General features: G+C 71.1%; 10 protein-coding genes. All 10 read left to right on the forward strand.

Annotation, left to right across the window (positions count from 1 at the left end):
• Positions 1–259 precede the first annotated feature (259 nt).
• The 10 genes from hisS (at position 260) to D9R02_RS05045 (ending at position 13,087) form a co-directional block, all read left to right on the forward strand.
• Positions 260–1,618, forward strand: a complete 1,359-nt coding sequence (hisS, locus tag D9R02_RS05000) for a histidine--tRNA ligase (RefSeq protein WP_070637741.1) — start codon at positions 260–262, stop codon at positions 1,616–1,618.
• A gap of 186 nt (positions 1,619–1,804) precedes the next feature.
• Positions 1,805–3,622: an aspartate--tRNA ligase gene (gene aspS, locus D9R02_RS05005; RefSeq protein WP_070638513.1), complete on the forward strand. Its 1,818-nt coding sequence runs from the start codon at positions 1,805–1,807 to the stop codon at positions 3,620–3,622.
• A 38-nt stretch (positions 3,623–3,660) separates the two neighbouring features.
• A complete protein-coding gene (locus D9R02_RS05010; protein WP_121566463.1) occupies positions 3,661–4,884 on the forward strand; it encodes an MFS transporter in 1,224 nt (407 codons plus the stop codon).
• Between the two features lie 121 nt (positions 4,885–5,005).
• Complete coding sequence (gene dtd / locus D9R02_RS05015; RefSeq protein WP_039101135.1) at positions 5,006–5,458, forward strand: D-aminoacyl-tRNA deacylase; 453 nt, start codon at positions 5,006–5,008, stop codon at positions 5,456–5,458.
• Between the two features lie 105 nt (positions 5,459–5,563).
• Positions 5,564–7,234, forward strand: a complete 1,671-nt coding sequence (locus tag D9R02_RS05020; protein ID WP_183085949.1) for a replication-associated recombination protein A — start codon at positions 5,564–5,566, stop codon at positions 7,232–7,234.
• A gap of 127 nt (positions 7,235–7,361) precedes the next feature.
• Positions 7,362–9,092, forward strand: a complete 1,731-nt coding sequence (locus D9R02_RS05025) for a glycerol-3-phosphate dehydrogenase/oxidase (RefSeq protein WP_070637749.1) — start codon at positions 7,362–7,364, stop codon at positions 9,090–9,092.
• 56 nt (positions 9,093–9,148) lie between these two features.
• Entirely contained in the window at positions 9,149–9,898 is a 750-nt protein-coding gene (locus tag D9R02_RS05030; protein ID WP_039101137.1) for an MIP/aquaporin family protein, read from the forward strand.
• 47 nt (positions 9,899–9,945) lie between these two features.
• Complete coding sequence (gene glpK / locus D9R02_RS05035) at positions 9,946–11,466, forward strand: glycerol kinase GlpK (protein ID WP_070637751.1); 1,521 nt, start codon at positions 9,946–9,948, stop codon at positions 11,464–11,466.
• A gap of 223 nt (positions 11,467–11,689) precedes the next feature.
• Positions 11,690–12,328, forward strand: coding sequence for a 30S ribosomal protein S4 (gene rpsD, locus D9R02_RS05040; protein WP_012398417.1), 639 nt, complete (start codon positions 11,690–11,692; stop codon positions 12,326–12,328).
• A 267-nt stretch (positions 12,329–12,595) separates the two neighbouring features.
• Positions 12,596–13,087, forward strand: a complete 492-nt coding sequence (locus D9R02_RS05045) for a DUF948 domain-containing protein (protein WP_070637753.1) — start codon at positions 12,596–12,598, stop codon at positions 13,085–13,087.
• Positions 13,088–13,089 lie beyond the last annotated feature (2 nt).

The raw sequence follows: 13,089 nt of genomic DNA on the forward strand, positions 1-13,089 counted from the left end.
GGGCGGTCCCGGGAGGGGACGGCGGTCGTCGGATTCAGGACGTTCTGTCACCGCTACAACTCTCTCTGCACGGCCTCGCCGGTGTGGTGCTCGTCACCGGGCGGGGGCTCCATTGGTGGACACGGCCATCCTAGCGATGCCCGGGTCCTAGAATGACCAGCAGACACCCCGCGGCGCACGGCCGCTCCGCCACGCCCCTCCGCACAGGGAGCGCGCGGGCGCCCGTCCCGCCCCGCTCAGCAACCGAGGAGTTCCACCCATGGCCCGCACCACCTCACTGTCCGGTTTCCCCGAGTGGCTCCCCGAGGAGCGGATCGTGGAGCAGCACGTGATGGACTCCCTGCGGCGGACCTTCGAGCTGCACGGCTTCTCCTCGATCGAGACCCGTGCGGTGGAGACCGTGGAGCAGCTGCTGCGCAAGGGTGAGATCGACAAGGAGGTCTACGGCGTCTCGCGCCTGCACCAGGATGCGGACGAGACCAGCCCCGAGGGCGCCCTGGCCCTGCACTTCGACCTGACCGTGCCCTTCGCGCGCTACGTGGTGGAGAACGGTGGGCACCTCACGTTCCCGTTCCGCCGCTACCAGATCCAGAAGGTCTGGCGCGGTGAACGCCCCCAGGAGGGGCGCGCCCGGGAGTTCACGCAGGCGGACATCGACGTGGTGGGGGACGGCACGCTCCCGTTCCGCTACGACGTGGAGCTGGCACTCGTCATCGTGGACGCGCTGTCCCAGCTGCCCATCCCGCCGTTCGTGCTTCGCGTGAACAACCGCAAGCTCGCCGAGGGCTTCTACCGCGCCGTGGGCCTCACCGACGCCCCCGCCGTGCTGCGCGAGATCGACAAGCTCGAGAAGATCGGCGCGGACGCCGTGTCCCGCAACCTCCAGGAGCACGTGGGTGCCACCCCGGAGCAGGCGCAGGCCGCGCTCGCGCTCGCCGCGATCCGCACCGCGGACACCTCCTTCGTGGAGCGCGTGCGTGAACTCGGCCAGTCCAACGAGCTGCTCGAGGAGGGCCTCGCGGAGCTTGCGGAGGTCGTGGGGGAGGCCGCCCGCCGCGCCCCCGGAAAGGTCGTGGCGGACCTCTCGATCGCCCGCGGTCTGGACTACTACACCGGCACCGTCTACGAGACCGTGCTGGTGGGCCACGAGAAGCTCGGCTCCGTGTGCTCTGGCGGGCGCTACGAGTCCCTCGCGAGCAACGGGAAGAAGACGTACCCGGGGGTGGGGCTGTCCATCGGCGTGACCCGCCTGGTCACCCGCATCCTGTCCCAGTCCATGGCCCGGGCGTCCCGTGCCGTGCCCTCTGCCGTGCTGGTGGCCCTCAACGACGACGCCTCGTGGTCCGCCGCGCAGGACGTCGCCGCCGCGCTGCGCGCCCGCGGGATCGCCACCGAGGTTGCGGCCACCGCCCAGAAGTTCGGCAAGCAGATCCGCTACGCCGAGCGCCGCGGGATTCCCTTCGTGTGGTTCTCCTCGGTGGCCGAGGACGGCTCCGTGGTCCACGAGGTCAAGGACATCCGCTCGGGCGAGCAGGTGTCCGCGGACCCCACCCGCTGGCAGCCGCCGGCCGAGGACCTTCGCGCCACGGTTCTCACCGCGGAGCAGACCGAGGGCTGATTGCGCCTCCCGCTGTGAGCGGGATCTCCCGCGCGCTCGGCGGACCCGGCGCGCTTGTAGACTCGCGGGGAACGAGAACCCGGCCCAGCGGCGTCGTCCGCGGTGGCCGGGGCCCCGCGAGCCGCGGGAGCCAGGACTTCCGGGGTGCGCGACCCCGATCACGAACGAACAAGAAGGTGGATGCACGTGCTGCGAACACACGAGCTCGGCGCCCTGAGTGCCGAGAACATCGGAGAGACCGTCACGCTGGCCGGCTGGGTGGGGCGCCGCCGTGACCACGGCGGTGTCGCGTTCGTGGACCTGCGAGACGCCTCCGGCGTGGCGCAGATCGTGGTGCGTGACGAGGAGCAGTTCCACCAGCTGCGCAACGAGTACGTCCTTCAGGCCACCGGCACCGTGGAGCGCCGCCCCGAGGGCAACGAGAACCCCAACCTGCCCTCCGGGGAGGTCGAGGTCATGGTGGACGAGCTCACCGTGCTCAACACTGCGGCCCCCCTGCCGTTCCAGATCGACGAGCACGTGGAGGTGGGGGAGGAAGCCCGCCTAAAGTACCGCTACCTGGACCTGCGCCGCCCGGAGCCCGCCCGCATCATGCGGCTGCGCTCCGAGGTCAACCGGGTGGCCCGCACCCTGCTGCACGAGCAGGGCTTCACCGAGGTGGAGACCCCCACCCTGACCCGTTCCACCCCCGAGGGCGCGCGCGACTTCGTGGTACCGGCACGGCTGTCCCCGGGGTCCTGGTACGCGCTGCCGCAGTCCCCGCAGCTGTTCAAGCAGCTGCTGCAGGTCGGTGGGATCGAGAAGTACTTCCAGATCGCCCGCTGCTACCGGGACGAGGACTTCCGCGCGGACCGCCAGCCCGAGTTCACCCAGCTGGACGTCGAGGCCTCCTTCGTGGAGGAGGACGACATCATCGCGCTGGGCGAGCAGATCGTGAAATCCCTGTGGGCGCTGATCGGCGTGGAGATCACCACCCCGATTCCCCGCATGACCTACGCCCAGGCCATGGCGGACTACGGCTCCGACAAGCCGGACCTGCGCTTCGACCTCAAGATCACGGAGCTCACCGAGTACTTCAAGGACACCCCGTTCCGCGTGTTCCAGGCCCCGTACGTGGGTGCCGTGGTCATGCCGGGCGGCGCGTCCCAGCCCCGCCGCCAGCTCGACGCGTGGCAGGAGTGGGCCAAGCAGCGCGGCGCCAAGGGCCTCGCCTACGTGCTGTTCAAGGAGGACGGGGAGATCGCCGGGCCCGTGGCCAAGAACATCTCCGACGAGGAGAAGGCCGGACTCGCGGAGGCCGTGGGCGCGAAGCCCGGCGACTGCGTGTTCTTCGCCGCGGGCGGTGTGAAGACCTCCCGCGCGCTGCTCGGTGCCGCGCGCGTGGAGATCGGCCACCGCGTGGGCCTGATCGACGAGAACGACTGGGCCTTCGTGTGGATCGTGGACGCCCCGCTCTTCGAGCCCGCCTCCGACGCCGTGGAGTCCGGTGACGTGGCCGTGGGCTCCGGCGCCTGGACCGCGGTGCACCACGCGTTCACCTCGCCCAAGCCCGAGTTCATGGACACGTTCGACACGGACCCCGGCTCCGCGCTGGCCTATGCGTACGACATCGTGTGCAACGGCAACGAGATCGGCGGCGGCTCCATCCGCATCCACCGCCGGGACGTGCAGGACCGCGTGTTCCGGGTGATGGGACTGAGCGAGGAGGACGCCCGCGAGAAGTTCGGCTTCCTGCTGGACGCCTTCCAGTTCGGCGCGCCCCCGCACGGCGGCATCGCGTTCGGCTGGGACCGCGTGGTCGCGCTGCTCGCGGGCACCGAGTCCATCCGGGACGTCATCGCGTTCCCCAAGACCGGCAACGGCTACGACCCCCTGACCGCCGCGCCCGCGCCCATCACGGCGCAGCAGCGCAAGGAGGCCGGGGTGGACGCCAAGCCCGAACCGCGCGCCCAGGCCGCCGCGCCGACCACCGCCCCCGACGCTCCGGAAGGGTCATCACACTGAGCTCCGCTGCACCGCACGGTCGCACCGGCCAGGGCCTCGTGGCCCTGGCCGGTGTCGTTGTCACCGCCTTCACCCTCCGTCTGGCCGTCTCCGGGGTCTCACCCGTGCTGGGGCGCATCACCCAGGACCTGCACCTGTCACCCGCCGAGGCGGGACTGCTCGCGATGATGCCCTCGCTGGGCTTCGCGCTCACCGGGATCCTCACCACCCTGGCCATGCGGCGGGTGGGCCTCGAGGCGCTGCTGATGGTCTCGTGCGGTCTCGCCGCCCTCGGCACCCTCGCGCGCGCCGCGTCCCCCGGGGACGTGGGCTTCGTGGCCCTCACCTTCGTGATCATGTGTGGTCTGGGCATGGGCAACGTGGTCCTGCCACCCGTGATCAAGAAGTACTTCCCGCACCGCATCGCGGCCCTGTCCGCGATCTACTCGATGCTGCTGGGCATGTCCACGGCCACCGCACCCTTCTTCGCGGTCCCGCTCGCGGACGCCGCCGGGTGGCGGGTGTCCGTGGGGTCGTGGGCCGTGTTCTCCCTCGCCGCCCTCGTGCCGTGGCTCGTGCTGTGGGTGGGAGCCCGACGCCGCACCCAGCCGCCCGCCGAGCAGACCCCCGACCTGACCGTGCTGCCGGACGCCGTGGTGGCCCCCGCCTCCACCGCACGGGTCAAGCCGTGGCACTCCAGGATCGGGTGGGGCGTGGTGCTGATGTTCACCGGCACGTCCGCCAACACGTTCTCCATGTTCCTGTGGCTGCCGCGCTTCCTCACGGACACCGGGTTCTCCGAGCACGAGGCCGGCTTGATGCTCTCCTACTACGCCATCCTGGCCGTGCCGGTGAGCTTCGCGGTCCCGTTCCTGGTCCGCCGGTTCGGAAACACCGTGGTCCTGGGGCTGTCCACCGTGGTGCTGTACGCCCTGGGCTACCTCGCGGTGCTGCTGTGGCCGCACGCCACGTGGGGAGACTTCCGCCTGGTCTGGGTGTGGATCACGGTGTTCGGCCTGGCGCAGGCGTCCTTCCCGCTGGCCATCACGCTGATCAACGCCCGCACGCGCACCACCGCGGGCGCCGGCTCGCTCTCCGGCTTCGGCCAGGGCCTCGGCTACCTGGCCGGCTCGCTGGGGCCGCTGGCCTTCGGTCTGCTGTTCGGCGTCACCGGGTCCTGGTGGCCGTCCTTCGGCTACCTGTGGCTCATGCTCGTGGTGCTCGGCGCGGGCATCCTCATGACCGGACGCCACCGGTTCATGGAGGACGACGCCGCACGGTGACCCTCCGTGCGTCACTGGCGGTCCCGGCGCTCCCGGGGCGGTCGGCCGCGACGGCTTCGGGCGGCGTCGTCGACCGCCACCCGGGAGGCACGCCGCGGGGCGTGTGTGGTGGACTGGGCGCATGAGAATCGTGCTGCAAGTCGTGTCCCGTGCCGCCGTGACCGTGGCCGGGGAGACCGTGGGGGAGATCGAGGGCCCGGGTGTGCTGGCGCTCGTGGGCGTCACGCACACGGACACCCCGGAGACCGCCGCCCGGCTCGCGGAGAAGGTCGCGGGACTGCGGATCCTGCCGGGGGAGACCTCGTGCGCGGACGGGCCCTCACCCGTGCTCGTGGTCAGCCAGTTCACCCTGTACGGGGACGTGCGGAAGGGACGCCGGCCCTCGTGGTCCAGGGCCGCCCCCGGGGACGTCAGCGAACCCCTGTTCGAGGAGTTCGTCCGGGCGCTGCGCGGGCGCGGGATCCCCGTGGAGACGGGGCGCTTCGGGGCGCACATGGAGGTCTCGCTCGTCAATGACGGGCCCGTGACCGTCCTCGTGGACAGCGAGGAGCTGGACCGGCCCCGCCGGGGGTGAACGCCGCCGGGTCGCCACGGGCCCGCGGGTGCCCCTGACGGGGACGGGCGGCACGCGGCCTCCAGCAGAGTTCTGCCTGTCCGGGGCGGGCAGTACTGTCGGGGCGTGAGCACCTCCTTGTTCGACCTGCCGGACCCGCTCAGCGGTGACGGCTCGGCCACGTCCGATCCCACCGCCCACCACTGCGGGCCGCGGGGCCGTACCCGCGCCCCGCTCGCCGTGCGGATGCGCCCACGCACGCTGGACGAGGTGGTGGGGCAGAAGCACCTGCTGCGGGCAGGGTCCCCGCTGCGCGCACTGGTCACCGGCCGGTCGGGGCCGGCCGCGCCGTCCTCGGTGATCCTGTGGGGCCCGCCCGGAACGGGCAAGACCACGATCGCGCAGGTGATCGCGCGCGGGCACGGCACCACGTTCGTGGAGCTCTCCGCCGTCACGGCCGGCGTCAAGGACGTCCGCCGGGTCATGGACGAGGCCCTCACCGCGCGGGACCTGCACGGACGCACCACGGTGCTGTTCCTGGACGAGATCCACCGCTTCACCAAGGCGCAGCAGGACGCCCTGCTGCCCGGGGTGGAGAACGGGTGGGTCATCCTCGTGGCGGCCACCACCGAGAACCCGTCCTTCTCCGTGATCTCACCCCTGCTCTCCCGCTCCCTGCTACTCACGCTGCAGCCGCTCGAACGCCAGGACATCGGAGAGCTGCTGGACCGGGCGGTCGTGGATCCCCGCGGACTGGACGGCGCGGTGGTCCTCTCCCCGCAGGCCCGGGAGCACCTGCTGGACGTGGCCGGGGGAGACGCCCGCAAGGCCCTCACGTCACTCGAGGCTGCGGCCGGTGTCGCGCTGTCCCACGCGGGCGGCGTCGACGGGAGGGACCGGGAGGGCGCGGACGAGGGGAACCGCGCGGCACACGCGGACGGCACGGCAGACGCGGGCGGGCTGGCGGACGAGAACGGCGCGGCGGACCAAGACGGCCCGGTCGCCGGGGGCGCCGTGGCACACGAGGACGACGCCGCGGAACAGGACCGTGCCGCGGGGCAGGGTGCCACGACGGACGAGGCCCGCGCAGCGGAGCGGACCGGCGCCGGGCAGCCCGGCGCCACCACCGGCGCCACCACCGGCGGTCCCGCCACGGTGACGCTGGCGCACGCCGAGGAGGCCGTGAACCGTGCGGCCGTGCGCTACGACAAGCAGGGCGACCAGCACTACGACGTGGTGAGCGCGTTCATCAAGTCCATCCGGGGCTCGGACGTGGACGCCGCGATGCACTACCTCGCCCGGATGATCGAGGCGGGGGAGGACCCCCGGTTCATCGCACGCCGGCTCATCATCTCCGCGTCCGAGGACATCGGCATGGCGGACCCCACCGCGCTGCAGACCGCCGTGGCGGCCGCCGAGGCCGTGCAGCTGATCGGCATGCCGGAGGGCCGCCTCCCGCTCGCCCAGGCCGTGGCGCACCTGGCCACCGCCCCCAAGTCCAACGCCGCCTACCTGGCGGTGGACGCCGCGATCGCCGACGTCCGGGCCGGGGGTGCCGGTCCCGTGCCTGCGCACCTGCGGGACTCCCACTACCCGGGAGCGGCGGGGCTCGGCCACGGTGACGGCTACCGCTACGCCCACGACGCCCCCAGTGCCGTGGCCACCCAGCAGTACCCGCCGGACGAGCTCGTGGGCAGGGACTACTACCGGCCCACGCCCTACGGCCACGAGAAAGAGCTGGCCCACCGGCTGGGCATCCTGCGGTCCATGGTGCGGGGCACCCGGCGCGGGGACTGAGCCGGTCAGGTCGGCCGCCGCGCACCCCTCGCCACGGCCGCTGTTTTCCGTGTCACGGAGTGAGGACTATTGTGACTCTCACCCGAATCGATCGTCAGCTACCCACCGGTAGACAGGAGCGGCAACCGTGCCACTGACCTCTTTGAACGCACAGCAGCGCAACAACGACCTCCGCGCCATGGCGGAGCACCCCGTGGACGTCCTGGTGATCGGCGGCGGCATCACGGGCGCTGGGATCGCCCTGGACGCGGCCACCCGTGGTCTGTCCACCGCCATCATCGACGCGCAGGACTGGGCCCAGGGCACCTCCTCGCGCTCCTCCAAGCTGGTGCACGGCGGGCTGCGCTACCTCATGCAGCTGAACTTCGCGCTCGTGGCGGAGGCCCTCAAGGAGCGCGACCTCCTGATGCACCGGCTGGCCCCGCACCTGGTCAAGCCCATCCAGTTCATGTACCCGCTGACCCACAAGGGCTGGGAACGCCCCTTCGTGGCCACGGGCATCGGCATGTACGACACCCTCGCCCACGTGGGCGCCAAGGCCGAGTCCCTGCCCATCCAGCGCCACCTCAGCGCCGCCGGCGTGCGCAAGACCTTCCCGGCCATGCGCGACGACGCCGCCGTGGGCGCCATCGCCTACTGGGACGGTCGCGTGGACGACGCCCGCCTGACCCTGGACCTCGTGCGCACGGCCCAGCGCTACGGGGCCCTCGCGGCGAACCGCGCCGCGGCCCGCAACCTGATCCGTGACGACTCCGGCCGCGTGGTCGGGGCCCACATCGAGGACCTCACCACGGGGGAGACCCGCGAGGTGCGCGCCAAGGTCGTGATCTCCGCCGCCGGTGTGTGGACCGAGCCGGTCCAGGACCTCGCGGAGTCCGAGACCGGCCTGAAGGTGCTGGCCTCCAAGGGCATTCACATCGTGGTCCCCAAGGAGCGCCTGGACGGCTCCACCGGCATCATCCTGCAGACGGAGAAGTCCGTGCTGTTCATCATCCCGTGGGACAACTACTGGGTCATCGGCACCACGGATACCCCGTACGAGCGGGACCTGGCCACCCCCACGGCCACGCGCGAGGACGCCCAGTACGTGCTGGACCACGCGAACAAGATCCTCAGGGACCCGCTGACCATGGACGACGTGATCGGCACGTGGGCCGGGCTGCGCCCGCTCGTGCAGCCGGGCACCAAGGGCGAGACCACGCCCTCGACCAAGATCTCCCGCGAGCACTCCGTGGTGGAGGCCGCGCCCGGTCTGTTCACCATCGCCGGCGGCAAGCTCACCACCTACCGCGTGATGGGCAAGGACGCCGTGGACGCGGCCCTGGGCAAGAAGGCCGCCAAGGAGAACCCGTCCATCACCGAGCACGTCGCGCTCCTGGGGGCGCAGGGCTGGTCCGGGCTGATGAACCAGTCGGAGCACCTGGCCGCCCGCGCCGGTATGGAGCAGGTTGTGGTCGAGCGTCTGCTCAACCGCTACGGGGACGAGACGCTGGAGATGATCGACACCATCACGGACCACCCCGAACTGGGGGAGCCCGTCCCCGGCGCCGAGCAGTACCTCAAGATCGAGATCCAGCGCGCGGCCACCCACGAGGGCGCCCTGGACCTCGAGGACGTGATGTGCCGGCGCACCCACCTGAACTACGAGCAGCGCGACGGCGGTTCCGCCGCGGCCCCGGAGATCGCCCGCATCATGGGTGACGTCCTCGGCTGGGACGAGGCCGAGCGCGCACGCCAGGTGGATCTCTACGAGCAGATGCGCCGCGCCGAGCAGGCCGCCCTGCAGGAGAACGACGAGGACACCGCCCAGCGGCTGCGCGAGGGCGCGGGCAACCCGTACCCGCAGCAGCGGGGCTGAAAGAAGATCTCGGGCCCGGGACAGTCCGGGCCCCCGAACACCCAATGGAGGGTGCTGTGAATGAAGTGACCGAGGTGGCGCTGTCCACCGTTTTCATGTCGGAGGCCTTCGGCACGGCCGTGCTCGTGCTGCTGGGCTGCGGCGTGGTGGCCAACGTGGTGCTCCCGCGCACCAAGGGCAACGGCGCGGACTGGCTGCTCATCAGCTTCGGCTGGGGCTTCGCCGTCTTCGCCGGCGTGTACGTGGGCCACGCCTCCGGAGCGCACCTCAACCCCGCGGTGACGCTGGGCATGCTCGCGGGCCAGGAGCCCGAGTACGCACCCGGGGTGGCCATCAGCGTCGCAAGCACCCTCGTCTACATCGTGGCACAGATGGTGGGTGCCTTCGTGGGTGCCGTCGTGTGCTGGCTCGCCTACAAGAAGCACTTCGACGCCGCCGGGCGCGAGGGCGTGCCCACGATCGACGTCTTCTCCACCGGGCCCGAGATCCGCAGCCACGGCTGGAACTTCCTCACCGAGGTCATCGCCACCTTCGTGCTCGTGTACGTGATCCTCGTCTTCGGGGAGACCCCGAGCGAGCTCGGACCCCTGGCCGTGGGCGTGCTGGTGGTGGCGATCGGCATGAGCCTCGGTGGCCCCACGGGCTACGCCATCAACCCTGCCCGCGACCTCGGCCCCCGCATCGCGCACGCGGTGCTGCCCATTCCCGGCAAGCCGGGCAGCAACTGGTCCTACAGCTGGGTCCCGGTGCTCGGCCCCGTGGTGGGCGGTGTGCTCGCCGGTGTGGCGGCCCACCTCATCGGCTGAGCGCACCGCACCCGAGCACGACACACAACTGACGAAGGAGTCACCCCATGAGCGAACCCCAGTACGTGATGGCCATCGACCAGGGCACCACGAGCACGCGCGCCATCGTCTTCGACCACTCCGGGAAGATCAAGGGCCTGGGCCAGTACGAGCACGAGCAGATCTTCCCGCGCGCGGGCTGGGTGGAGCACGACGCCCAGGAGATCTGGCGCAACACCCGCCGCTGCGTGGCGGACGCGCTCGCCGAGACCGAGCTGACCCGCGAGGACCTCGCCGCCGTGGGCATCACCAACCAGCGCGAGACCACCGTGGTGTGGGACAAGAACACCGGCGAGCCCGTCTACAACGCGATCGTGTGGCAGGACACCCGCACCCAGGAGATCGTGGACGAGCTGGCCGAGGACGGCGGTGAGGAACGTTTCCGGGACCTCACCGGGCTGCCCCTGGCGAGCTACTTCGCCGGCCCCAAGGTCAAGTGGATCCTGGACAACGTGGAGGGCGCTCGCGAAAAGGCCGAGGCGGGTGACCTGCTGTTCGGCACCACCGACAGCTGGCTCGTGTGGAACCTCACGGGGGGCACCAACGAGGGCGTGCACGTGACGGACGTGACCAACGCGTCCCGCACGCTGCTCATGAACATCGACACCCTGGACTGGAACGAGGACCTCTGCGAGACGCTGGGCATCCCGATGTCCATGCTTCCCGAGATCCGCTGCAGCTCCGAGGTCTACGGCAAGGGCCGCGCCCGAGGCTTCCTCAAGCAGGTCCCGATCGCGGGCATCCTGGGTGACCAGCAGGCCGCGATGTTCGGTCAGACGTGCTTCGAGCCCGGCATGGGCAAGAACACCTACGGCACGGGCAGCTTCCTGCTGATGAACGTGGGGGAGACCCCGGTGCGCTCGGAGCACGGGCTCATCACCACGGTGTGCTACCAGATCGAGGGCGAGAAGCCCGTCTACGCGCTCGAGGGCTCGATCGCCGTCACGGGCTCGCTCGTGCAGTGGGTGCGGGACAACCTCGGCATCATCCAGGACGCCAAGGAGATCGAGCCGCTCGCGCGCGCCGTCGAGGACAACGGCGGGGCGTACTTCGTGCCCGCGTTCTCGGGTCTGTTCGCCCCGCACTGGCGCCCAGACGCCCGTGGTGCGCTGGTGGGGTTGACCCGCTACGTGCGCAAGGAGCACATCGCCCGCGCCGTGCTGGAGGCCACCGCCTACCAGTCGCGCGAGGTCGTGGAGGCCATGAACAAGGACTCGCAGCAGGACCTCGTGGAGCTGCGCGTGGACGGCGGCATGACGGCCAATGGGCTGCTCATGCAGTTCCAGGCGGACCAGCTGGGCGTGCCCGTGATCCGCCCCGAGATCACGGAGACCACCGCGCTGGGCGCCGCGTACGCGGCCGGGCTGGCAGTGGGATTCTGGGCGGACCTGGACGAGATCACCCAGAACTGGGCCGAGGACAAGCGCTGGGAGCCCGAGGGGAACCGTGAGCAGCAGGAGAAGCTGTTCCGCAACTGGGGCAAGGCAGTGACCAAGTCGCTGGACTGGGTGAACGAGGACGTGGACTGAATCCGCTATAGTGGAACGCTGGCTGGCACGTCCCCGGTGGACCTTCGGCGCCCCTGACACCCTCAAGGGCCCGGTGAGCACACGGTGGACGCTAGGTCCGTCGGATTGCGGCTGATCCGCACCTCTCCCGCGGGAACCGATTTCCCCGCGCAGGAGGCCAGTACCACCCAGAACGGAACGCGGGCTGTGCCCGTACGCCGTCGAACCGCATGAAAGGCATGCTTTGTCCCAGAACAACAGCTCCCGTGCGCGCCGCCAGGTGCGCAAGTCCCGTGCCCTCGGCATCGCGCTGACGCCGAAGGCCGAGAAGTACTTCGAGCGCCGCCCGTACGCCCCCGGTGAGCACGGCCGTGCCCGCCGCAAGCAGGACTCCGACTACAAGGTGCGCCTGACCGAGAAGCAGCGGCTGCGCGCGCAGTACAACATCCGCGAGAAGCAGATGCACCGCGCCTACGTGGAGGCCAAGCGCGTCGAGGGCCAGACCGGTGAGAACCTCATCGCCCTGCTCGAGACCCGCCTGGACGCCCTCGTGCTGCGCGCGGGCTTCGTCCGCACGATGGCCGCGGCCCGCCAGGCCGTGGTGCACCGCCACATCATGGTGGACGGCCAGCGCGTGGACCGCCCCTCGTACCGCGTGCGCCCGGGTCAGATGATCCACGTGCACCCGCGCTCCGAGAAGATGGTCCCGTTCCAGATCGCCGCGACCGGTGCGAACCAGGATGTCCTGCCGGACACCCCGCCGTACCTGGACGTGACGATCGACCGGCTGCAGGCCACGCTCTCGCGCAAGCCCGAGCGCTCCGAGGTCCCCGTGACCTGCGAGGAGCAGCTCGTGGTCGAGTACTACGCACGCATGGCCTGATCATTCGTGTGCGGCCGACCGCCCAGCGCTCGGCCACCGGACAGCCCGCGGGGTCACCCCGCGGGCTGTCCGCGTTCCTGGATCCGGACGAGCGGGCAGTGGCCGGCTGCCTGCACCGCCGACCGGCGCCCGCTCACGGGTCCGCACGGTGCCGCGGGGTTGCTCCTCGGTGCTCGGTCGTGTCCGGGTTGTTGGGTAGAGTTGCGCTTCGGTCGGTCCTTCGCGCCGACCTCGACGACGACACACGGACGGAAGTGATGGTCACCCATGGACGGTGGAGATATCGCCGGGCTGCTCGCGGTGCTGGTGTTCGCGGTGCTCGTGGGTCTGCTCGCGCTGCCCATCGTGAAGCTCGGGCGGGTGTTCGACGAGCTGCGCCTGACCATCCGCTCGATCAACGACGGCACCACGCCGCTGATCGACGAGGTGACACGCACGGTCACCACCACGAACACGCAGCTGGAGAAGGTGGACGGGATCACCTCGAACGTCTCCGACGCCTCGGCGAACGTGTCGGCACTGTCCTCGCTCGTGGCCTCCACCGTGGGGCAGCCCCTGATCAAGGTGGCGTCCTTCTCCCACGGGTTGCGCCGCGCCTTCTCGCCCCAGCCCGGGGCACCGGGCGCCGCCGGGGGAGCCGGGACCCGTCCCGGCTCCGCACCGTCCTCCCAGCCCCGGGGCGCCTCCGGTGTCCCCGCGGACCACACCGGGCACGAGCCATCCGCTGATGGTTCCGGACCCACGGACACCAGGAGCTGACC

The organism is Kocuria rhizophila, from assembly GCF_003667225.1.
GTDB lineage: Bacteria > Actinomycetota > Actinomycetes > Actinomycetales > Micrococcaceae > Kocuria > Kocuria rhizophila.